At 64.0% G+C, this 22824-nt stretch carries 19 protein-coding genes; 5 read left to right on the forward strand and 14 right to left on the reverse strand.

What is annotated here, in order from left to right; translation table 11 throughout:
• Positions 1-36 precede the first annotated feature (36 nt).
• The 7 genes from ACQ4WP_RS12635 to ACQ4WP_RS12665 form a co-directional block, all read right to left on the reverse strand.
• Positions 37-1161: an ABC transporter permease gene (locus ACQ4WP_RS12635; protein WP_436521053.1), complete on the reverse strand. Its 1125-nt coding sequence runs from the start codon at positions 1159-1161 to the stop codon at positions 37-39.
• A gap of 4 nt (positions 1162-1165) precedes the next feature.
• Complete coding sequence (gene rbbA / locus ACQ4WP_RS12640; protein ID WP_436521055.1) at positions 1166-3913, reverse strand: ribosome-associated ATPase/putative transporter RbbA; 2748 nt, start codon at positions 3911-3913, stop codon at positions 1166-1168.
• A gap of 2 nt (positions 3914-3915) precedes the next feature.
• Complete coding sequence (locus ACQ4WP_RS12645; RefSeq protein ID WP_436521057.1) at positions 3916-4989, reverse strand: HlyD family secretion protein; 1074 nt, start codon at positions 4987-4989, stop codon at positions 3916-3918.
• 18 nt (positions 4990-5007) lie between these two features.
• Positions 5008-6456 (reverse strand): efflux transporter outer membrane subunit, encoded by a 1449-nt coding sequence (locus ACQ4WP_RS12650; RefSeq protein WP_436521059.1) that lies wholly within the window; start codon positions 6454-6456, stop codon positions 5008-5010.
• Between the two features lie 10 nt (positions 6457-6466).
• The gene (fabI, locus tag ACQ4WP_RS12655) at positions 6467-7252 is read right to left on the reverse strand and encodes an enoyl-ACP reductase FabI (RefSeq protein ID WP_436521061.1); all 786 of its coding nucleotides are present in this window, start codon (positions 7250-7252) and stop codon (positions 6467-6469) included.
• Positions 7249-7434, reverse strand: a complete 186-nt coding sequence (locus tag ACQ4WP_RS12660; protein WP_426071981.1) for a hypothetical protein — start codon at positions 7432-7434, stop codon at positions 7249-7251. The genes fabI and ACQ4WP_RS12660 overlap by 4 nt, the downstream gene beginning before the upstream one ends.
• A gap of 428 nt (positions 7435-7862) precedes the next feature.
• Positions 7863-9305, reverse strand: a complete 1443-nt coding sequence (locus tag ACQ4WP_RS12665; protein WP_436521063.1) for an IgA Peptidase M64 — start codon at positions 9303-9305, stop codon at positions 7863-7865.
• A 209-nt stretch (positions 9306-9514) separates the two neighbouring features.
• On the opposite strand from ACQ4WP_RS12665, the gene ACQ4WP_RS12670 reads away from it, so the two are divergent.
• Complete coding sequence (locus ACQ4WP_RS12670; RefSeq protein WP_436521065.1) at positions 9515-10117, forward strand: TetR/AcrR family transcriptional regulator; 603 nt, start codon at positions 9515-9517, stop codon at positions 10115-10117.
• Positions 10114-11328 (forward strand): DUF418 domain-containing protein, encoded by a 1215-nt coding sequence (locus ACQ4WP_RS12675; RefSeq protein ID WP_436521067.1) that lies wholly within the window; start codon positions 10114-10116, stop codon positions 11326-11328. Before ACQ4WP_RS12670 ends, ACQ4WP_RS12675 begins: the two co-directional genes overlap by 4 nt.
• Here the strand turns inward: ACQ4WP_RS12675 and ACQ4WP_RS12680 are convergent.
• The 4 genes from ACQ4WP_RS12680 to ACQ4WP_RS12695 all read right to left on the reverse strand — a co-directional run bounded on the left by ACQ4WP_RS12680 (position 11319) and on the right by ACQ4WP_RS12695 (position 16553).
• On the reverse strand, positions 11319-12572 hold the full coding sequence (locus tag ACQ4WP_RS12680) for a cyanophycinase (RefSeq protein ID WP_436521069.1): 1254 nt from the start codon (positions 12570-12572) through the stop codon (positions 11319-11321). The two genes, ACQ4WP_RS12675 and ACQ4WP_RS12680, sit on opposite strands and share 10 nt — an antisense overlap.
• A 162-nt stretch (positions 12573-12734) precedes the next feature.
• Positions 12735-13775 (reverse strand): TonB-dependent receptor domain-containing protein, encoded by a 1041-nt coding sequence (locus tag ACQ4WP_RS12685; protein WP_436521338.1) that lies wholly within the window; start codon positions 13773-13775, stop codon positions 12735-12737.
• Entirely contained in the window at positions 13676-15514 is a 1839-nt protein-coding gene (locus ACQ4WP_RS12690; RefSeq protein WP_436521071.1) for a TonB-dependent receptor, read from the reverse strand. Before ACQ4WP_RS12690 ends, ACQ4WP_RS12685 begins: the two co-directional genes overlap by 100 nt.
• A gap of 37 nt (positions 15515-15551) precedes the next feature.
• Positions 15552-16553 carry a MurR/RpiR family transcriptional regulator gene (locus ACQ4WP_RS12695; protein ID WP_436521073.1) on the reverse strand — a complete coding sequence of 334 codons (1002 nt, stop codon included), beginning with the start codon at positions 16551-16553 and terminating at the stop codon, positions 15552-15554.
• A 202-nt stretch (positions 16554-16755) separates the two neighbouring features.
• Between ACQ4WP_RS12695 and ACQ4WP_RS12700 the strand changes: the two genes are divergently transcribed.
• Both ACQ4WP_RS12700 and ACQ4WP_RS12705 read left to right on the forward strand, forming a co-directional pair.
• Positions 16756-17892 (forward strand): succinylglutamate desuccinylase/aspartoacylase family protein, encoded by a 1137-nt coding sequence (locus ACQ4WP_RS12700; RefSeq protein WP_436521075.1) that lies wholly within the window; start codon positions 16756-16758, stop codon positions 17890-17892.
• Positions 17893-17896: 4 nt separating this feature from the next.
• Positions 17897-19285: a YfcC family protein gene (locus ACQ4WP_RS12705; protein WP_436521077.1), complete on the forward strand. Its 1389-nt coding sequence runs from the start codon at positions 17897-17899 to the stop codon at positions 19283-19285.
• 62 nt (positions 19286-19347) lie between these two features.
• Here ACQ4WP_RS12705 and ACQ4WP_RS12710 read toward each other — a convergent pair whose 3' ends face one another.
• Both ACQ4WP_RS12710 and ACQ4WP_RS12715 read right to left on the reverse strand, forming a co-directional pair.
• Positions 19348-19773, reverse strand: a complete 426-nt coding sequence (locus tag ACQ4WP_RS12710) for a GNAT family N-acetyltransferase (protein ID WP_436521079.1) — start codon at positions 19771-19773, stop codon at positions 19348-19350.
• 165 nt (positions 19774-19938) lie between these two features.
• On the reverse strand, positions 19939-20136 hold the full coding sequence (locus tag ACQ4WP_RS12715; protein WP_436521081.1) for a hypothetical protein: 198 nt from the start codon (positions 20134-20136) through the stop codon (positions 19939-19941).
• Between the two features lie 266 nt (positions 20137-20402).
• On the opposite strand from ACQ4WP_RS12715, the gene argH reads away from it, so the two are divergent.
• On the forward strand, positions 20403-21800 hold the full coding sequence (gene argH, locus ACQ4WP_RS12720; RefSeq protein WP_436521083.1) for an argininosuccinate lyase: 1398 nt from the start codon (positions 20403-20405) through the stop codon (positions 21798-21800).
• A gap of 52 nt (positions 21801-21852) precedes the next feature.
• Here the strand turns inward: argH and ACQ4WP_RS12725 are convergent, their stop codons facing one another.
• Complete coding sequence (locus tag ACQ4WP_RS12725; protein ID WP_436521085.1) at positions 21853-22509, reverse strand: hypothetical protein; 657 nt, start codon at positions 22507-22509, stop codon at positions 21853-21855.
• Positions 22510-22824: the final 315 nt, after the last annotated feature.

Consider the following 22824-nt stretch of genomic DNA (forward strand, 5'->3'; position numbering starts at 1 on the left):
CATGCAAACAAACGCCGGAACATTCCGGCGCAGGGCCTATGCCATCTGGCTGATGGTCTTGCGAAAGCGCGCCAGAGCGAAGGTAAACAGGGCCGTGCCGATTGCCAGCAGAGCCAGGAACGGTTTCCACACCACGTCAATGCCGGCGCCCCGGTACAGGATCGCCTGGCTCAATTCGACAAAATGCGTGGTCGGTGCGACCAGCATGATGTTCTGCACCAGCTCGGGCATGCTTTCGCGCGGCGTGCTGCCGCCCGAGAGCATCTGCAGCGGCAGCAGTACGAGAATCAGGAGCATGCCGAACTGCGGCATGCTGCGCGCCACGGTGGCCAGGAAAATGCCCATCGAGGTGGTGGCAAACAGGTGCAGGGCCGCGCCGCACAGGAACAGTGCGATCGAGCCTTCGATGGGCACATGCAGCATGCCGCGCACCACCAGGTTCAGCGACAGGGCCGCGGCCAGCAGCACCACCAGGCCCATCGACCAGACCTTGCCCAGCATGATCTCGGCCGGCGTCACTGGCATCACCAGCAAGTGCTCGATGGTGCCGTGTTCGCGCTCGCGGATCAGGGCCGCGCCAGTCAGGATGATCGACAGCATCGTCACCTGGTTGATGATTTCCATCAGCGAGCCAAACCACGCCTGGCTCAGCGAAGGATTGAAGCGCGCGCGCATCACCAGCTCCACCGGCGAAACCGTCGCGCCGCGATAGCGCTTGGCGAATTCGGCCACTTCGGCGGCGACGATCTGCTGGATGTAGCCGCTGCCGCTGAAAGCCTGGCTCATGCGCGTGGCATCCACGTTCAGCTGCAGCTCCGCCTGGCGCCCGCCCAGCACGTCCGCCTGCAGCTTGGGCGGGATGGTCAGCACGAAGGTGTACTGGCCCGCGTCCAGGCCCGCATCGACCTGGCTCTGGTTGATCATGGCCGGCGGCGTGAACTGCGGCGGGAAGAAGGCCGAGGCGATGCGTCCGGACAGCGGCGAGCCATCCTCGTCGACAATGGCAATCGAGGCCATGTGCAGGGTTTCCGGCTTGGCCGTGGCGGCCACGTAGATCGCCAGCGTAAAGGTATACAAAATCAGGACCAGCATCATCGGATCGCGGATCAGGCTCCAGATTTCCTTCACGCCCAGGCGGTAGATATTTTCAAGGTGGCGCATACGCTTACGACTCCTGTTTCTTCAGCAGCGCCACCGTCACGCCGAGGATCACGGGGATCGCCACGATCAGGGGCCAGAACGAGGCGTGCAGGTCGCCGAATCCCAGCGCCTTGTTGAACACGCCCCGGCTGATATTGAGCATGTGCGTGGCCGGGTACATCAGGCCGATGGCCTTGCCCACGCCTTCCATCGACGAAACGGGATTGAGCAGGCCGGAAAACTGGATGGCCGGGATCATGGTGCCGATCATGGTCACGAACAGGGCCGCGATCTGGCTGCGCGTAAACGTCGAGGCGAACAGGCCGATGCCGGTGGCGCAGATATTGAAGATGAAGGTGGCGCCGATCAGGGTCGGCAAGCTGCCCTTGATCGGCACGCCGAAGGCGGTGACCGCCAGCAGCGCCATGAGGGCGAAGTTGAACATGGCCAGCACGACGTACGGCACCTGCTTGCCGAGCAAGAATTCCAGGCGCGTCACGGGCGTCACGTACAGGTTGATGATGGAGCCCAGTTCCTTTTCGCGCACCACGGACAGCGCCGCCAGCATGGCCGGCAGCATCAGCAGCAGCAAAGGAATCACGGCCGGCACCATCGCGGGCAGGCTTTTCACGTCCGGGTTGTAGCGGTAGCGCGTCTGGATGGCGACCGGGTTGCTCATCGTGATGCCATAGCGGTGCAAGGCCTGGTCGGCCAGCCACAGCTGGTGCATGCCCTGCACGTAGCCTTGCACGGTTTCGGCGCGCATCGGCATGGCGCCATCGATCCACGCCCCCACCTGCGCTGGCGCGCCGCGCTGCACGTCGCGCGCAAAGCCGGGTGGAATCTCGATGGCCAGCGACAATTCGCCGCTGCGCATGCGCTGGTCGATATCGGCATAGTCGCGCAGCGGTGGACGTTCGACGAAGTAGCGCGAGCCGGCCAGGTTGTTCGTGTAATTCTGGCTCAGGGTGGTCTGGTCGTGGTCGAGCACCGCATAACTCAAGTCTTCGACGTCCAGGCTGATGCCGAAGCCGATGACGAACAGCAGCAGCACGGAGCCGCCCAGCGCCAGGGTCAGGCGCACGGGATCGCGCCGCAGTTCCAGGGTTTCGCGCCACATGTAGCTGAGCATGCGCCCCAGGCTGAAGCGGCTGCGCCGGTGCTCCTGCTGCGTTGCCTGCACTGCCGCATTTTTCCCCGGCGCCTCGCTTTCCTGCGCTTCGGCCGCTGCCGTGCCGCCGCCCGCTTCTTCCAGGTAGGCGATGAAGGCCGCTTCCAGCGACGGCGCACCCTTCTTGCGCACCAGTTCTGCCGGCGCATCGCTGACCAGCACTTTCCCCGCATGCATCAGCGAGATGCGGTCGCAGCGCTCGGCCTCGTTCATGAAGTGGGTGGAAATGAAGATGGTGACGCGGTCGCGCCGCGCCAGCTCGATCATCAGGCGCCAGAAATTGTCGCGCGCGATCGGGTCGACGCCGGACGTCGGCTCGTCGAGGATCAGCATTTCCGGCTTGTGCACCATGGCCACGGCCAGCGACAGGCGCTGGCGTATGCCCAGCGGCAGGCTGTCGGGCAGGTCGTCCATCACTGCGCGCAAGTCGAAGCGCTGCGCCATTTCATCGATGCGCGCGCCGATCTCGCTCTCGGGCACGTGGAACAGGCGCGCGTGCAGCACCAGATTCTGGCGCACCGTCAGCTCGCTGTACAGCGAGAACGCCTGCGACATGTAGCCGACCCTGCGGCGCGTGTCGATATCGTTGGAATCGACTTCCTTGCCGAACAGCCAGGCCTTGCCTTCCGTCGCCGGCAGCAGGCCCGTGAGCATCTTCATGGTGGTCGACTTGCCGCAGCCGTTAGAGCCGAGAAAGCCGAAGATCTCGCCGCGGCCGATGCGGAAATTCACATGGTCGACGGCCGTGAAATCGCCGAAGCGCATGGTCAGCTCTTGCGCCTCGATGGCGACATCCTGCGCGCTGGCTGCGTCCAGCGGCGTGATCACCACGGGCTGGTGACCCGCGCGCTTGGCTTCGGGCAGCAGTTTGATGAAAGCCGCTTCCAGGTTGTCGCTTTGCGTGCGCGCCAGCAGTTCGGCCGGCGTGCCCGTATCGAGCACCTTGCCGTCATCCATGGCCACTAACCAATCGAAGCGCTGCGCCTCGTCCATGTAAGCGGTGGCCACCATCACGCTCATTTGCGGGCGCTGCACGCGGATGCCGGCGATCAGGTCCCAGAACTGGGCCCGCGCCAGCGGATCGACGCCGGTCGTCGGTTCATCCAGAATGAGCAGGTCGGGGTCGTGGATCAGCGCGCAGCACAGGCCAAGTTTCTGCTTCATGCCGCCCGACAGCTTGCCCGCCGGGCGCGCCAGGAAAGGCTGCAAGCCTGTGCTGCGGGTCAGCTGGTCGATGCGGCGCCGGCGTTCGGCTGCATCATGGCCAAACAGGCGCGCGAAAAACTGCAGGTTTTCCTCGACCGACAGGGTCGGATACAGATTCTTGCCCAGGCCTTGCGGCATATAGGCGATACGCGGGCAGACGTCGTCGCGATGGCGCGCATCGCGCATGTCGCCGCCCAGCGCCATGACGCTGCCCTGCTGCACGGCGCGCGCGCCGGCCACCAGCGACAGCAGGCTCGATTTGCCCACGCCATCGGGCCCGATCAAGCCCACCATGCGGCCGACCGGCACGTCGAGGTCGATGCCGTCGAGTGCCACCGTCTTGCCGTAATGCTGGCTGACGCCCCGGATGCTGACGACAAATGGGATCACGTCCATGGTCACTGCGGAACCTTGGCCGTCAGTTCAGCAGGCCATGCCTGCTGCGCGTCGAGGCGCACCCACGCCACGCCGGGCAAGCCCACTTTCACCAGGGCCAGGTGCTTTTGCAGCAGCTCGCGGCTGATCTGCGCCTTGACGCGGAACATCAGTTTCTGGCGCTCGCTGGCCGTTTCCACCGTCTTCGGCGTGAACTGCGCGCTGGCGGCGACAAACGAGATCGTTGCCGGAATCACGTAATTGGGCGCCGCGTCGAGGATGATGCGCACTTCGCCGCCCATCGCCACCTTGCCGGCCGCCGTCTCGGGCAGGAAGAAGGTCATGTAGACGTCCGACAGGTCGACCAGGTTGAGCACCTTGCCACCGCCTGCCAGCACTTCGCCCTGCTGCGCCACCAGGTATTGCACGCGACCGTCGCGCGGCGCCGCCAGCTGGCCATCGGCCAGGTCGGCGTCGATGCGCGCCGTGGTCGCTTCTGCGGCCGTCACGGCGGAACGGGAACCGACTACTTGCGCCTTGGCCGCGTCGATGGCTGCCTGCGCCGCCGTGACCTGCGCCTTGGCCGCATTCAGGGCCGCGGCCACGCTGCGCACGCGGGCGCGGTCATCGTCCAGTTCCTGCACCGAGGAAGCGCCCTCCTTCGACAGGGTCTCGGAGCGGGCCAGGCGGCGCTTGGCCGCATCGAGTTCGCTTTCGCGCTGCGCCACCATGGCCAGCGCGGCCGCCTTGTCGCTCTCGCGCACGGCCACCTGCGCCTGCGCACCGACCACCGCGTCGGAGGCCTGCTGCTGGCGCGCGCGCGCCTCGTCGCGCTGCGCCGTCAGGGAATCGACCTGCATGGTAGCCAGCGGCTGGCCCGCCTTGACGAAGTCGCCCTCGCGCACGAGGATCTCCTTGACGCGGCCAGCCAGCTTGGTGGCGACGTCGATCTCGGTCGCTTCGATGCGGCCATTGCCGCTGACGAAACCTTCGCCTGGGCCGGTAGGACGCATTTTTTGCCAGGCGGCATAGCCAAGCACGACGGCCGCCACGACCAGCGCCGCGGGGATGAGTTTTTTCTTCAGTTGAGCATTCATGGTATCGGGGCGATCAAATTAGTGGGTGGAAGCGGCGGAGGCGGCGGGTGCGCCGCCGCCCAGCGCGGCATACAGGCTGACCTGGCTGGACAGCAGCGCGCGGCGCGTCTGCACCAGTTGCTGCTCGACCGTCAGCAGGTCGCGCTGCGCATCGAGCACTTCCAGGTAGGGCGCAGCGCCATTGTCGTAGCGCAGCTTGGCCAGGCGCGCGCGCTCGCTCTGCGCAGCCAGGGTGGTCTTGCCGATGTCGACCTGCAGCGCCAGCCAGCGCCGGTTCGACAACGCGTCGGCCACTTCGCGAAACGCGCCCTGCACGCTCTTTTCATAATTGGCCACGGCCACGTCGCGGCGCACCTCGGCCAGGTCCATGTTGGCGCGGATGCGGCCCGCGTCGAAGATCGGCAGCACCAGGCGCGGCGCGAAATTCCAGGCGCCGCTGCCCGAGTCGAACAGGCCGCTCAATTCCGCGCTGGCCGTGCCGTAGGCGGCCGTCAACGAAATGGTCGGGAAGAAGGCGGCGCGCGCGGCGCCGATATTGGCTTGCGCAGCGCGCAGCTGATGCTCGGCCGCCACCAGGTCGGGGCGTTGCGCCAGCAAGGCCGAAGGCAAGCCCGCATGCAGCGGCTGCAGCACGCTGGCGTCGTCGAAGCGGCGCGTATCCGGCACCAGGTCGACCGGGCCGCCCACCAGTTGGGCCAGCGCGTGCGCCTGCATGGCACGCGCCTGCTCCAGCTGCGCCGACAGCGACAAGGCCTGGCTGAGCAGGGTTTCCACCTGCGTCAGGTCCAGCTTGGAAATCGAACCCACCTCGAAGCGGCGCGTGAAGATGCGCAGCGATTCGGCGCGGCTGTCGACCGTGGCGCGCGCCAGCGCCACCCGTTCATCGAGTTCGCGCAAGCCCAGGTAGCCATTGGCCACCTGCGCCACCAGGGCCACGCCCACGGCGCGGCGCGCCTCGTCGCTGGCCAGCAGGGTTTGCAGAGCGCTGTCCTTCAGGCTGCGCACGCGGCCCCAGAAATCGAGCTCCCAGGCGCTCACGTTCAAACCCGTTTGGTACTGCGCGCTCGTCATGGGGCGCCCCGTCACGCTCAGGTCACCTGGCACGCGCGCGCGGCTGCCGGATGCGCCCAGCGCGATGGTGGGAAACTGCTCGGCGCGCTGGATGCCATATGCGGCGCGCGCCTCTTCCACGCGCAGGGCGGCGATGCGGATATCGCGGTTGCTGGCCAGCGCCTGCGCAATCAGCGCCTGCAGGCGCGCGTCGGCAAAGTAGGCTTGCCAAGCGAGGTCCGCGGCGTGCGCGCCAGCGGGATCGGTTTCCGGATACTGCGCCGCCACCGGTAGCGGCGGTGGCGCGTACGGCGGCGCCATCGAGGCGCAGCCGGCCAAGGCCAGCGTGGTGGCCAGTGCAGTGGCCAGCGCGGCCATCCTGGCGCACGCAGATAAGGCGGGAACAGGCATGATCATCTTCTTCCAGTCAATTCAGAATGTTGTAGCCGCCATCGACATACAAGGTGCCGCCCGTGATGGCGCACGCGCCGTCGCCGGCGAGGAAGGCACACAGTGCGCCCACGTCCTCGATGGTGGCCAGGCGCCGCATGGGCGAGCGTTCGATGGCATCGGCCATCAGGCGGTCGAAATGGGCAATGCCGGAAGCGGCACGCGTCTCCAGGGGCCCCGGCGAGATGGCATTGACGCGGATGCCCTGCGGGCCCAGTTCCGCCGCCAGGTAGCGCACCGATGCTTCCAGCGCCGCCTTCACGGGCCCCATCAGGCCATAGTCGGCGATGACTTCCTCGGCGCCCAGATAACTCATGGTCATCAGGCTGCCGCCGTCCGGCATCAGCGGTTCGGCCAGCTTCGCCATGCGCATGAAGGAGTGGCAGGAAATATCCATCGCCTGCGCAAAACCGGCGGCCGAACTATCCGTCACGCGGCCATGCAAGTCCTGCTTCGGCGCGTAGGCGATGGAATGGACGAGGAAGTCGAGCCGCCCCCACTGCCGCTCGATCTGCGCGAACAGCGCTTCGAGCTGGCCCGGCACGGCCACGTCGAGCGGCGCCATGATGGCTGCCTGCACTTGCTGCGCCAACGGCTCCACATGGGGACGGGCCTTGTCATTGAGCCAGGTCACGGCCAGTTCGGCGCCGGCAGCCCGCAGCGCGCTGGCGCAGCCCCAGGCGATGCTTTGTGCGTTGGCGATGCCCACCACCAGCCCCCGCTTGCCCTGCAAAGGCAAGTACTGCTGCAAGGCGGCCGTCATGCCTGAACTGGACGCAGGGCGGGCCACGGCGTGGCCGCATGCACGCATCGCACCGCGCCGGCGCGCATGGCGGCGGCGCACATGGCCAGGGTGACGCCACCGGCGCGCGCATACGGCAAGGCAATGGGAGTGTGGGGGTGTAAGGTACTGCACGCGCCAGGCGCGGGGATCTGCATCTTCATGAATCGGGCTTCCGTCACTGAAATTCGAGGCCAGCACCAGTGCATTCTCGGGGAACTGGTACGGGGCGAAATTACTCTACAGCATTTAGACGCGTGATTCGTGATGAGTCCGATCCGCATTCCATGACGCTTTGAGTTAGGTCAACTATAAGTGCGATTGCGGCAATGCAACATTGATGTAAATCAAATTCTACCTCAATATTATCTAAATGAAATATTTTTCAAGCAAGCGTGCGAGCATGCACATTTGACAATGTTGCTGGGCTGACGGGAAGAAAAGGGACTTTGCCAGCGGAGATGGATATTGCCGGAAAAACAAACAGCGCTGGGTGGTGGCGGATGGCGGTTGGCGGGGAGAGACAGAATGGGGGCCATGCTATTGCGTTGCAACATGGCCACCATGCCTTACGGGACTGCGCTGAAGGGCCCTATTTGCGCGGCGCCGCAGCGGGACGCGAATACAGGTCGATGATGGTGCTGATGCCATCCTGGCATACGGAGCAAAACGTCTCGCTGCGGTCGAACATGATGCATTGCATCTCGGGCCGGTAGTAGCCGGACGACTCATAGTTCGCGCCTTCGAAGGCGCCAACGGCATGCCGCTGCGGGGTCTTGGAGAACAGCTGCTGCGTGTACGCCAGGTCGGCCTTGAACAAGTCACTCATCTCGCTTTCCGGGCGGTTGGCCGCGCGCAAAGCGGCGCGCTGCTTCTGGTATTCGCGCGCATGGCTGTCGTACGCTTCCTTCGGCCATGGCGTCGGCAGCGGCGTGCCCGCCTTGACCTGGTTCTGCCATTTCAGCCTGGCCGGATCGCGCAGCGCCGTGGCGTTCGGCTCCCACGGTTCCTGGCGTTCGCCATTCGATTGATAGGCCACGGGCGAGGTATAGTACTCGTCGGCCAGGCCGGCGAAATGGTGGCCGAATTCATGCACGAACAGGTAATTGGCCCAGTCGTTGTTCGCTGCCGCCGTGCTGAACTGGCCGAAGATGCCGCCGCCGCCGTAGGTATCGTTATTGACGAGAATTTCGATGAATTCATACGGCGCATATTGCGCCAGGTCGCGCAGGGCGCGGTTGTCCGTCGTCAGCACATAGCGCTCGCTGCCGAAGATGTCGTAGCGCGTGCCCAGCGGCGAGGCGTGATGCACGCCCGTCGATGGGCGCGACACGCCCGACTCCTGCGTCGGCACGGCCATGGCCCACACATTGAAGTCATTGGCCCGCTCGCGAAATGGCGAGACCGTAAACAAGTGCTCGGCCAGTTTGCGCGCCGTCGCTTCGAACTTGCCCATTTCGGCCGCCGTATAGCCATCGCCCATGATCAGCAGGTCGACCTTCTCGGACGAGGGGCCTTCGACACGGATCGGTATCGGCTTGACGGGCGCCGGCGGCTGCTTGCGGATCACGTCCTGCGCGGCCGGGTCGACATCGGTACTCCACACAACAGAAAACAGGCCGCGCTCGTCGCGCTTCAGGATGCGCACGCGCACGGGCCGCTCCGGCTGCGGGAAGCGTACGGATTCCTGGAAGGCGCGCGTGGTGGTTTTCGCTTCATCGGTGCTGGCCCACTCGCCGAAGATGGTGGAAAAACCGCGCGAGTACAGCACCTTGCCCGACTTGATATCGACCACTTCCAGCAGGTTGTTGCCACGGTTGCTGTCGTCGATGGGGCGCGCCAGGTTGCCCGGCCATGGCAGGGGCTCGACCAGCACGCGCTCGACCGCATAATGCTCGGCCAGCGCATTGCCGCTGTGCTGGTAATCGAGGCGCATGGTGGCCGGCAACACAGCACTGGTCGCCTGCGCGACAGGGAGCATGCCGGCGGCCAGCGCCAGCGCGCAGAGAAAGGATCGAATCGTGGTCTGCTGCATGTCACTCCTAAAACAGTAGAAAAACAGGTGGAGGGAACGGTTCTCCGAACAATCGGCGGGCCTGGCGGCAAGCCCGGGCAAAACCGCTGCGGCACATTGTAGCGACAGGAAGGGAGGGTGCAAAGCGTCCATTTCAGCCGATTCGCTTGACCAGGCGATGCAATCATCTTATATTAGATTGACTAGTCGGTTTATAAAAGGACAGAACCATGCGCACCATCGATCCCGGCAAACACGCGGCCCGCCGCGACGCCATTCTCGCCGCCGCGCGCAGCTGCTTTGCGCGCAAGGGCTTTCACCAGACCAGCACCGCCGCCATCTGCGCGCAAGCAGGCATGAGTCCCGGCAACCTGTTTCATTACTTCCCCACCAAGCAAGCCATCATCGCCGCCATCGTCGACCAGGAAGGCAGCGAGACGACCGCCCATTTCGCCGGCGTGCAAGGCAGCGCCGATGCGTACGGCGCCCTGCTCGACTTCATGGACCTGGTGCTGGCGCTGGCGGCCGACGCGGATTTTGCGGGGTTGGCGCTGGAAATTTCTGCCGAAGCGATGCGTGACACGGATATCGCGACCAGGGTGGCGCGCAACGACGCCAGCCTGCGCGGCGGCCTGCAAACCTTGCTGGAAGAGGCGGCCGCACGGGGCCAGGTCGACGCCGTGCTGGACCCCGCGCAAACGGCCGGCTGGCTCGCCGCGCTGATCGACGGCATCTTCAACAGAGTCGCCGTCGATCCCCATTACGCACCGCTGGCGCAGCGCGCCAGCCTGCACCTGCTGCTGGCGCGCTTCCTGCGCCCTGCCCGGTCATGAGCGGCGCCCTGACGGCAACACCGGAGCGCATCGCCGACGTCGACGCCCTGCGCGGCTGCGCGCTGTTCGGCATTTTGGTTGTCAATATCGGCGCCTTCGCCACGCCCTGGTTCGGCCTGGGCTTGACCGATCCCGCCTTTCACGGCGGCGTGGACCGCGCCACGCATTTTCTCGTCGCGCTGCTGTTCGAGACCAAGTTCTATCTGCTGTTTTCCTTCCTGTTCGGCTACAGCTTCACCTTGCAGATGCAGGCGGCGGCGCGCGCCGATGCGCCGTTCGTGCCGCGCATGCTGCGCCGGCAAGCGGGCCTGTGGCTGATTGGCGCCCTGCATGCCGTGTTCCTGTTTCATGGCGATATACTCACCACCTACGCCATGCTGGGCATCGTGCTGCTGGCGCTGCACCGCTGCGGCGAACGCCAGGCACTGTCCTTGGCGTTGATTCTCGTTACCGTCTGCGTGGGATTCTGGGCATGGATGGCCTGGCTGCAAAACCTGCAGCCAGCGGGCGATGCCGCCCAGCAAGCCGTGGTCATGGCGCAGAAGGCGGCGACCGCGCTGGCCGCCTACCGCGCGACCCCGACCACCGTCATCACCCAGCATTTGCGCGAACTGAGTGAAATCTGGATCGTCCTGCTGCTGGTGCAAGCGCCCTGCGCGCTGGCCATGTTCCTGTGCGGCCTGGCCGCCGGCAAGCGCGAGATGCTGCTGCACGCAAGCGCTTATCTGCCGCTGCGCCGTCGCCTGCTGTGGGCCGGCGCGCTGGTGGGGCTGCCCGGCGCCGCCATCTATGCGTGGACTTCCGTGTATGGGGACAGCCAGGCATGGCAGGTGGCGGGACTGGCCGTGGGCCTGGCGACCGCGCCGCTGCTGGCGGGCGCCTACCTGGCGCTGGCACTGGCCCTGTTCGAGCGCCTGCGCGACGGCACGCTGTTTGCCCTGCTGGCCGACACGGGCCGCATGGCCCTGTCGAACTACCTGCTGCAGTCGGCCATCTGCGCCTGGCTGTTCCTCGCGTATGGCGCGCGCTTGATGGGCAGCGTCTCGCCGCTGGGCGCCCTGGCGCTGGCCGTCATCCTCTTTTGCGTGCAGCTGCCACTGAGCCGCTGGTGGCTGCGCGGTCACGCATATGGCCCTGTCGAGTGGCTGCTCAGGGCCTTGACGATCGCCGCGTGGCCGCGCTGGCGGCGCGCCGGCACCGCTTATTTGTAGCGGTACAACGGCTGGCGCAGCTGGATCGGACGGATGTCGAGGCGCAGTTTCAGCACCGAATACGCTTCCGCCTCGGTCGAGCTGTAGCCGACGCTGTTGACTGTTTTACTGAAGCGGAACTCGAAACCCAGGTCCGGATACGGGTCGCGCGGGTTGCCGAAGGCGATACCGATGGCTTCCTGCTGCGCATTGTCGATCAGGTTGCCCATCAGGTCGAGCACGGCGTTATTGCCCAGGATATCGTTGGTAAACACAGGCTCGCGCATGTCGGGCTGGTTCGGATCGAGCTTGTTATCGGCCTTGTCCGGCGAGGGCGTAAACACGCGCGTGACGAGGTTGAATTTGTCGCCACGGTCCAGATAGCTGATGGCGGCGTTGCTGATATTGAAATTTTTCACGCCGCGGTCACTGATGGCGCCCGACAGGTCAATCAGCAAGGCGCCGCTGTAGCCGATGACTTCCACGTCGCGCATGGCATCGACCACCATGGCGCTGTTTTCATCGATGCCCAGTCCCAGGTGATAGCCTTTTTTCAGCATCACGGGAATCATGCGCGCAAAGCGCCCGCGCACCAGCAGATGCTGGTCCACAAAAACATCGCTGCCGATGAAGCCCAGGCCCGGCGCAATCTCGCGTCCGTCCGTGACGCCCATCTTGAGCATGTCGAGCACGGGCTTGGCATCGTAGAACATGGTGGTGCTCATGATGGCGGCGCCGGCGCTGGAACCGGCGATCACGCCGCCATTGCGGTAGACCGACCAGATGGCTTCCAGCGCGGCCGTGCGGCTGCCGTCCGGGCGCAGCAAGGCTTGCGTGATGCGGCCCTGGTCGCCGCCGGCAAAATAAATGCCGCTGGCCGATTTGATCTGCGTGACGATGGCCGGGTCTTCGGCGGCCTTGCGGTAATCCCTGTTCGGCAGCTTGACGGCCAGCGGCACGAAAAAGGCATCGGCACCATATTGGTTAAGCTTCCTGATGATGCTTTCGCCCGATTTTTCCGGATTCATCGCGGCCGATGCCAGCACGGCGATGCGCGCGCCGGGCCCGCCCGACAACTTGACGATACGCTGCCAGACTTCGGCATTGTCGGCGCGCAGGCCGCCGCCGATGATGACAAGGGTGCCCTGCGGCGCGCTGCCGATGGCACTGCCGCCGGGTGCCGCCACGGCATGGACGCTGCACAATGCCAGCGCGAACAGCCGCGCGGCGCGGAAGGTGTGATACAGGCTTGCGGATGATTTCATGGTGCCTCTCGAATACAAGGAAAGGGGCGCACACTTGTTGCTACAGGCGCGCGCCCTTGCTGCCAAAACTGCTGCTTGCAACCCAACTGCATCGAACTACGATACTACTTGCTGCATATGACAGCGTTGTTGCGGTATCTCCACGCTTCTATGTAAAACTGCTTACTTGAAGCTGTAATTCGCGCTGGCATAGAAGCGCCGGCCGCGCGGGTCCGTGTAGGTCGGGTCATAGCCGGAGAGGAAAAAGTACGCCTGGTTCGAGTACGGCGGGCTGGTATTGAACAGATTCTGTATGCCCGCGCGCAGCTTGAACTGCTTGCTAACGGCATACGCGCCGGACATGTCCCACAGCGTATACGCCTTCACCCGGTTCGGTTTGACCACGCTGCCATCGTCGGTGTTGATGGCCGAATTCTGGTCATCGTAGCCGCTCGAATAGGTGTTTGACAGGCTGGCCGAATACGGGCCATTGTCCCAGTCGAGGGTGATCGTATGGCGCCAGCGCTGCACCACGCCGTCCGTGACAAATTTATTCAGGTTGCTGATAAAGTCGTCGCCGGGGCTGGTCTGGATTTTCGAATCGAGCACATAGGTGCCGCTCAAGTGGCCGCCGAAACGTCCCCAGGCCGTTTTTACGCCATGCAGGTCGGCCGTGATATCGATGCCCGAAGCTTTTTGCGCGCCGCGGTTTTCCTTGCGCAGCTCGATATAGTCGATTTCATTGTCCTTGTTGCGGTGCACCAGGTCGCCGTACTTGGCCAGGTTGCCGAGGATGATGTCGTCGCCGATTTCGCTGATCAGGTCCGTGCGCTTGATGTTCCAGTAGTCGGCACTGAAGGTCCAGTGCTGGCCCGGTTCGAGTACCAGGCCGGCCGTGAACTGGCGGCTGTGCTCCGGTTTCAGCTTGTCGTTGCTATAGCGGCGCGTATCCCAATTATCGGCGCAGACGGAGTAATCATTGTTCTCGCTCGCGCAATACACGGGATCCGGTAGCGTCGCCGTACTGCTGTAGGCAGTGGGCCGGTGCAGGTCAGACATCGATGGCGCGCGAAAGCCCTTGCCGGCCGAAGCGCGTAGCAGCACCTGCTTGCTGGGCATATAGGTCAGCCCGATCTTCGGACTGAGGGCGCCGCCCACCTGCTGGTAGTGATCATAGCGGCCAGACAGCTGCGCCTGCCACTGCTTGGTAAACGGCAGCAGCAATTCGCTGTAGATGGCTTGCACCTTGCGGCTGTCGCTGGTGGCCACGCCGCCTTCGGGTGCCGCGTCGTGTTGATGTTGTCGCTCATCAGCAACGCCGATGGACGGAACTCGGTGCGTTCGCGGCGCACTTCGCCGCCCACAGCCAGCGCCATGTCGCCGCCACCCAACGCCATCAGCGCGCGCGATGCCTTGAAGTCGAGTGTATCCATGGTGCCGCGCGCATGCCGTACTTCGTCATTGACCTGGATGCTGTCGAGCAGCGCCTTGCCCTTCGCGCCCGATGGGCCAAACGGGTTGATGTCGCCGGAGGCGATGCCTTCCAACAGCTTGTCGTACAGGACATAACCATGCGTATCGCGGTCCTTCACGACGTTGACGCTGTGATTGAAGCCCACGTCGTAATCCCAGCCGGCGAGTGTGCCGCTGGCGCCCACCACGAAGCGCTGGCTCTCGCTGGTCAACTGGCTGGTGCGCATGCCCGCCTCGTTCAGGCGCATGCGCAGTTCCAATTCGCGCGCAGTCGGATTGCCGTCTTCGTCGACGATGCTATCGAGGCCGGTATTGGCCAGCTGCGGCACCTTGCTGTAATCGAGATAGCCGATCACACGCGCCGACGAGCCCACGTAATAGCTGCGCGAGCGGCTCAACGCCACTTCCGCGTACAGCTGGTGGTCGTTATTCAGCTTCAGTACGCCGCGCGTGAGCAAGTTCTGCTTGTCCGTCTTCGGATACAGCTCCGTGTCGCCCATGTAATCGTAGGTACAGGCATCGACGCCGCCCGTTCCCGCCGGCAGGTACAGGTTGGCAGGCGGCGAACAGTTCGGGATCGACAGATTGATCTGGCGGTTGCTAATCGGCTGGCCATTGAGCAGGAAGCCATTGTCCTGCAAATAGTCGCGCTGCTCCCCCGACAGGCGGATATTCGCCGGGCTGGTAAAACTCGACAGCAAATGCCCCAGGCGCTGCGGCACCTGCAGGTTCGGAATGAACTTGCGCTGCGAGGAGCTGAGGCGGTCTGTTTTTTGCAGGTCGACCACGGCAAAGACATTGTAGCCATCAGTGGCCAGGTCGCCCGTGCCGGCCGTGATGCTGGCCGTGCGCTTGCCGGCGCCCCCTTCATCGGTGCGGCTGCCGTAGGCGTTCAGCTCCACGCCCTGGTAATCCTTGCGCGTAATGAAATTGATGACGCCGACGATGGCGTCCGTGCCGTACAGGGCCGAAGCGCCGTCGAGCAGCACTTCCACGCGCTGCAGGGCGGCGGCGGGAATGTTATTCAGGTCCACGCCCGCATCGTCGCCGGGCGAGGCAAAGTTCGCCATGCGCCGGCCATTCAGCAGCACCAGCGTGGACGAAGTGCCTACGCCGCGCAGGTTGGCGCTGTTGAAGCCGCGCTGGTCGCCGCCGATATTGATGCTGGCGCCATCGGTCAGTCCGCCCACGTTGGCCGACACGCGCGCCATCAGTTCGGCCGCCGTCGTCACGCCCGCCTTTTCGATATCGGCGCGCGTGATGATCTGCACCGGCAGCGCCGTCTCCGATTCCAGCCGCTTGATGGCCGACCCCGTGATTTCCACGCGCTGCATTTTCTTCTGCACGGGCTCCCCATCCTGCTCCTGCGCCTGCGCGCCACTGGCCAGCATGCCCAGCGCCGCCGATACGCTCAGGGCGCCCAGCGCCAGTCGCACGCCTTGCGCCAGCACCGACTCGCGTGGCAAGGAGCCTCCGTCTTGTCTTTTCATCTGCATTGCCACTCTCCTCAATGATGATGCCTGATTTTTATAATGACTTTGGGACTGCCTTGCGTTGCTTTGAAACTGTTTTCCGAGGCCCCTGCACGCCATGCTCGCCGCCGTACAGATAGGCGGCAATCACTTCGCTCAGACGAGCCGCTTTTTCAACGTTCTTCTTGTTCGATACCATCAGCGCCACGGCCAGCGCCTCGAGCATGGCCAGTGCCGTGCTGGCGCTGCTGGGCAGGACGGGATGCGTGCTTTGCGCATACAGCACGTGATCGGCCAGTTCGGCCAGGGGAGACGCGGGTGAGTCGGTGAGCGCCACGATGCAGGCGCCGCGGTCGCGCGCGAAGCTGGCCAGGCCGATGCAGTCGAGCGTGTAACGGGGGAACGAGATCACCACCAGCACGTCCTGCGCCGTCAGGTTGACCAGATGGCCAGCCGCCACTTCCGAGCCGCCGATGCCCACCACTTCCACCACATGCGGACAAAACGGCTGCAGATGCTGCACCAGCATGCCGGCCAGGTTGGCCGACAGGCCAAAACCCATCACATACACTACCTTGGCGCGCGTCAGGCGCCGCACCACGGCCTGCATGGCAGGCGGCGACAGGGCATCGGACGTGGCGGCGATGTTCGCGGCCGCATACTCCAGGCTTTCCGTGATGGGTGATGTGGCGCGCGCACGCCGTTCTATCGTGCGGCGCAATTTGTCGACTGGCTGCAACAGCGATTGCAGGGTTTCGGCCATGGCGCCGCGCATGGCCGAATAATTCTTCTGGCCGATATCGCGCGCGAAGCGGCTGATGGTGGCCGTCGATACCTGGCAGCTGTCAGCCAGTTCCTCGATGCCCAGCGCCGTCACGCGCATCTGGTTGCGCAGCAGGTAGTCGGCGATCTGCCGCTGCGAAGCAGAGCCGCCGGCCAGCACGTGCATCAGCGCCTGCCCCAGCGGCGACTGCGCGAAGGCGGCATCGGGCGCCGACAGGGCGGCGGCCACTGGCGTGTGGAAGCTGTTACGGGCAGGACTGGCGGATGATTTCATATCACTGGCGGCCTGTGTTCTTGTGTATGGCGGATGACGGATAAAAAGGCGAAATCGGGTCGCTGGAACTTACTCTACTCATATCAAAAAGAAAACTCAACAAAAATTTGTAAAAGGATTTTCATTGATTTACTTCGTGAAAATATTGCTACATAATCGACCGGAATCCATCAACCGCGCCCCGTTTTGGGGCGAATTTACCATGCAAGTACAACAGCACCCCATCTCCACCGCACACGCCAGCGTATCCTGCCAATTGAGCAGCTTTCACTTCGGCGCCGCGGCAGCCACTAGCCGCAGCGGCAAGAAAGTCTACATCCAGGCGGCGCTGCACGCAGACGAGGTGCCGGGCATGCTGGTATCGCAATTCCTGCGCCGCGAACTGCTGGCGCTGGAGGCGGCGGGCAAGCTCCACGGCGAAGTGATCCTGGTGCCGGCCGCCAATCCCATCGGCCTGGTGCAAGCCATCCATGGCGCACCGTTCGGCCGCTTCGACCTGACCACCGGCATCAACTTCAACCGCGCCTACCGCCACGTGGCCGACGAACTGAAAACCACGCTCGATGGCCAGCTGGGACAAGATGCGCAAGCCAACGTGGCCCTGATACGCGAGCATGCGCGCGCCGCCGTCGCCGCCTGGCGACCGGGCACGGATGCGGAAGTGCTGAAAAAAACCCTGCTGGGCATGGCCATCGACGCCGACATCGTGCTCGACCTGCATTGCGATAACGAGGCGGCCCTGCACATTTACACAGGCACGCCGCTGGCGGAGCAAATCGCGCCCCTGTCCGCGCTATTGGGCGCACGCGCCGTGCTGCTGGAACTGGCGGCCGGCGAAGAGCCGTTCGACGAAGCCTGCAGCCGATTGTGGTGGGACCTCGACGCGCACTTCAAGGGACGCTATCCGATTCCCGCAGCCTGTCTGTCGACCACCGTTGAATTGCGTGGCGAAGTGGAAGTGAGCTACGCCCTGGCAGAACGCGATGCCACCGCCTTGCTGCGTTTTCTCGCCATTGAGGGCGTGCTGGAAATCGACGGCGCCGGCGACAAGCTGCCCGCACCGCAATGCGAGCCGACGCCGCTGGCCGGCGTGGAACCGATCCTCGCGCCGCATCACGGCGTACTGGTCTACCTGCGCGAAATGGGTGACGCACTGGCCGCCGGCGACGCGCTGGCCGACCTGATCGACCCCGTCAGCGGCGAGACGACGACCTTGCGCTGCACCGTCGCCGGCGTCTTCTTTGCGCGCAGCGCCCACCGCCACGTCTTGCGTGGCATGAACGTCGGCAAGGTCGCCGGCGCCGTCGCCTTCCGCGGCGGCAGCCTGCTGAGCCAATGACGCCATGAGAAAATTCAAGCTCCCCAACACCTTCGTCCTGCTGTGCGGCATCCTGGCCATGATCGCCCTGGCCACCTGGCTGGTGCCGGGTGGGAAATTCGATACACAGCTGGTCAACGGCAAGCAGCTGATCATTCCCGGCACGTTTCACTACGTGGACAACAAGCCGCAGGGACTGGCAGCGCTGATGATGGCGCCCATCAAGGGCTTCGTCGACGCCAGCCTGATCATCGGCTTCATCTTGATCGTCGGCGGCGCCTTCGCCGTGCTGCAAAAAACCGAAGCCTTCGATTCCCTGATCAAGGCCATCGCCAAGGCGCATACCAGTTCGCGCTTCGTGCGCGCCGCCATCATTCCCGTCTTCTTCACCATGTTCTCGCTCGGTGGCGCCACTTTCGGCATGAACGAGGAAGCCATTCCCTTCATCCTGATCTTCGTGCCGCTGGCCCTGGCCTTGGGCTATGACACCATCACGGGCGTGTCGATTCCTTTCATCGGCTCGCAGGTGGGCTTTTCCGCCGCCTTCCTGAACCCGTTCAATGTCGGCATCGCGCAGGGTATCGCCGGCGTGCCGATCTTTTCCGGTATCGGCTACCGCCTGATCGTTTGGGCCATCGCCACGGCGGTCAGCATCGTGTTTTTGATGTGGTACGCGGCGCGCATCAAGCGCCATCCGGAAAAAAGCCCGACTTATCTGCTCGACATCGAAAAGCGCAGCGAACACTCGATGGACCTAAACAGCTTTGCCGGCATGACGCGCACGCACCGTGCCGTGCTGTGGATTTTCATGGCGACCTTGCTGACGATGGTCGTCGGCGTCGTCAAGTACGACTGGTTCATCGATGAAATCGCCGCCCTGTTCCTGGTGATGGCCATCGTCGTCGGCCTGGTCGGCCGGCTCGACATGGACAGCCTGGTGGCGTCTTTCGTGCAGGGCGCGCGTGACATGGTGAGCGTGGCGCTGGTCATCGCGCTGGCGCGCGGCACCATGATCCTGGCGCGCGACGCGCAGATCATCGACACCATGCTGCATGCATTGACGCCCCTGGTGGCCTCGTCGAGTCCCATCTTCGCCGCGCAAAAGATGTTCCTCATGCAGTCGGTGATCAACTTCTTCATCCATTCCGGCAGCGGACAGGCGGCTCTCACCATGCCCATCATGGCGCCGCTGGCCGATCTGGTGGGCGTGACGCGCCAGACCGCCATCCTGGCCTTCCAGTTCGGCGAATTCACCACGCCGATGATCCCCACTTCCGGCATCACCGTCGGCGTGCTGGCGCTGGCGCGCGTGCCCTGGATTACCTGGGCCAAGTGGATGATCCCGCTGCAGCTGATTTACCTGGTGCTGGCGCTGCTGTTGCTGATTCCCCCCTGCCTGATGCACTGGCAGTAAAAAAAGCCACGGCGATGCACTGTCGCCGTGGCTTTTTTACGCCCGCTTCTCAACGCCAGCAATCAACGCGGGTAGATGTCCGGCACATACCGCTCCATCAGCGTCTCCGGCCTGAGCGGCGCCGTAAAACCGTGGCGCGCATACAAGCCATGCGCCGTACTGGTGGCCAGCATGAAACGGCGCAAGCCCTGCAAGTCGGGATGTGCCATCACGGCCTCCATCAGGCGCTTGCTGTAGTTGCGGCCGCGGTACTCTTCCAGTACATACACGTCGACCAGATAGGCAAACGTGGCGTAGTCGCTGACCACGCGCGCGAACGCCACCTGACGGCCGTCAAGCATGCCGCCAAAGCATAGAGAATGGTCGATGGCGCGCTGTACGGTAGCCAACGGGATGCCGATGGCCCATGTCGATTGCGTGCTGAGAAAATGGTGGATGGCTGGAACGTCGAGTTCCGCCTTGTCGGTGCTGATCATCAAATGTGACATCGCGCAGGCCCTGCTATCGTTGAAAAACACGATCATCGGCCTTTTTGCTGCGGCTGTCACCAGGGCTGGATAGAACCGGGGGCGCCACCCGTTCTGCCTGTCCGTGATGCGGTGTTGCTGTTTGCTGCGGATGCTTCTTGTACTGCCTGCATGGCACCGTCGCACTTACAGGGCGGCTTTTTCTTCTGCGCTCAAACGCTTGGCGCTGACGTACACGGTGTGCATGGTGGCTTGATCGGCGCTGGCGACGATGGAGGCGGGAGCGGCGCGGAACTTCGGCACGGCGGCGGTGGCCAGGCTGGTGGCGGCGGCGATGGCGATGATGGCAACGAAGATGGCTTCCATGTTTTTAGCGATGTTCATGATGGTGTCCTTTGAGTGGCTGGTTGTGTGTTGCGATGATTGAACTGTAGGCCGATCGCCCCTGAACTGCCATCGGATTGCGACCAAACGCACGATTCGCGGGACAGAATACAAAAAGCCCGGATGGAACGCACAACAGCGTCCGCAGCGTGGCATTTGACGCGTGCCAGCCCCATTCCCGGCCATTTCAGCGCCCTGCAAGCCCCTAAAAGCCCTACCGCCGGCCAACCTTGTTTATAATCGCCCTACACTAAAGGACTTCTTTCATGACTGATCAATTCTCCAAAAAGGGCGAAGCCTGGTCGGCCCGGTTTTCCGAACCGGTCTCGGACCTCGTCAAGCGCTACACAGCTTCTGTTTTTTTTGACAAGCGCCTGGCGCTGTTCGACATCGAAGGTTCGCTGGCCCATGCGGAAATGCTGCATGCGCAAGCCATCATCAGCCCGGCCGACTACGCGGAAATCGTGCGCGGCATGGCGCAAATCTCGCAGGAAATCGCCGCAGGCCGGTTCGAATGGCTGCTGGACCTGGAAGATGTCCACCTGAATATCGAAAAACGCCTGACCGAACTGGTAGGCGATGCGGGCAAGCGCCTGCACACGGGCCGTTCGCGCAACGACCAGGTGGCCACCGATATCCGCCTGTATGTGCGTTCCGCCATCGACGACATCACCGCCCTGCTGACGACGTTCCGCAGCGCGCTGACGGACCTGGCCGAGCAGCATGCCGACACCATCATGCCGGGCTTTACCCACATGCAGGTGGCCCAGCCGATCACCTTCGGCCATCACATGCTGGCGTATGTTGAAATGTTCGGCCGCGATGCCGAGCGCATGGCCGACTGTCGCAAGCGCGTCAACCGCCTGCCGCTGGGCGCCGCCGCTCTGGCCGGCACCACCTTCCCCATCGACCGCCTGCGCGTGGCCAAGACGCTGGGCTTTGACGACGTCTGCCACAACTCGCTCGACGCCGTGTCGGACCGTGATTTCGCCATCGAATTTTGCGCCGCTGCCGCCGTGCTGATGATGCACGTGTCGCGCATGGCCGAGGAACTGGTGATCTGGATGAGCCCTCGCATCGGCTTCATCGACATCGCCGACCGCTTCTGCACCGGCTCGTCGATCATGCCGCAAAAGAAAAACCCGGACGTGCCCGAACTCGCCCGTGGCAAAACGGGCCGCGTGTATGGCCACCTGATCGGCTTGCTGACCCTGATGAAAGGCCAGCCGCTGGCCTACAACAAGGATAACCAGGAAGACAAGGAACCGCTGTTCGATACCGTCGACACCGTCATCGACACCTTGCGCATCTTCGCCGACATGGCAGGCGGCATCACGGTGAAACCGGAAGCGATGCGCGCGGCAGCCCTGCAGGGTTATGCCACGGCGACCGACCTGGCCGACTACCTGGTCAAGAAGGGCCTGCCGTTCCGCGATGCCCATGAAGCGGTGGCCCTGGCCGTGCGCGCCTGCGTCGATGCCGGTTGCGACCTGGCCGACCTGACGCTGGAACAGTTGCGCGCGTTTTCCCCGTTGACGGGTGAAGACGTGTTTGAAGTGCTGACCCTGGAAGGCTCCGTCGCCGCGCGCGACCACGTGGGCGGCACCGCGCCACGCCAGGTACGCGCCGCGATCGCCCGCGTGCGTACGCAGCTGGAAAAATAAACCGCGCTTGCGCGCTCAAGCGCCCCGCTGCATCGCTGCAGCGGGGCGCTTTTCATTGCGCGACGATTTTCGACAACACGGAAAAGGCGGCGCCCGTCTGCGATGCTTCCAGCAGCAGGGTCAGCTCCGTATACGTGCAGATGATATTGATCAGATTGATGCGCTCCCACGCCAGGCGCTTGAGGATGGCGTGATACACGCCCGGCGTATAGCAGGTTTCGGGCGCCAGGTGCAAGGTCACGGCCGTCACCCGCTCCAGGCGCGCCAGTTCCTGCTCGCCGCCAAAGACCTCCTCCACCAGCGCATGCAGCGTGCGGCTGCAGATCACCATCACCTCGTTGACGCCGCGTGTCACCGTGATGAACGTGCCGCGCTGGGGTGCGGCCAGCGCCAGCAACTGACGCTGGCAGGCATACGTCTGGTCGGAGTAGCGGTAAGTAAAAATCATCAATTCGCTACGCGTGGACAGTTCGCCCGCGCGGTGCGCCAGCACGATCTCGTCGCTTTTCTGCTGCGGCATCCTCTCGGCCAGGCGGCGCAGCGCCATCACCACGGCAGCCTGCCCCACCGGCTTCCATAAATCGGTCTGCAATTGCGGCTGCAGCTGGCGCGCCAGTTCCGACAGGTTGAGCAAGCCCCGGCCCAGTCCCTCGCTGAGAAACGCCGATTCCATCACGATCTGTTCCACTTTGGTCGCTATCGAAAGCATAGTTCTTCGGGCCGGTGATTCCGGTGCACGCACCAGGAGCCGGCAACCCTTCCTGAAAAAAGGATGCGCTGCGCCAGCGGCCACGCCGGGCGGCGCGGTCGGACTCGCTGAAAAGCCCCCGTCGCAGGGGGGAGGAGCCGGATAGCGGCGGCTAGGAAGGCGGATGCAGCATGAATGCCGCTGCAGAGGGGAAATGGCTGAAACCAACAGCAGAAAACAGAACTGATGTCATGTGAAACTCCTGATTTTTTCCCGATGCGCTGTATCTGGACGCGGTCATTGCCGCGTGCGCTTTTTTTGTCTTCGCGTGCGCCA

Origin of the sequence: Janthinobacterium lyxosi, assembly GCF_051380665.1 — a bacterium.
Classification (GTDB): Bacteria; Pseudomonadota; Gammaproteobacteria; order Burkholderiales; family Burkholderiaceae_D; genus Janthinobacterium.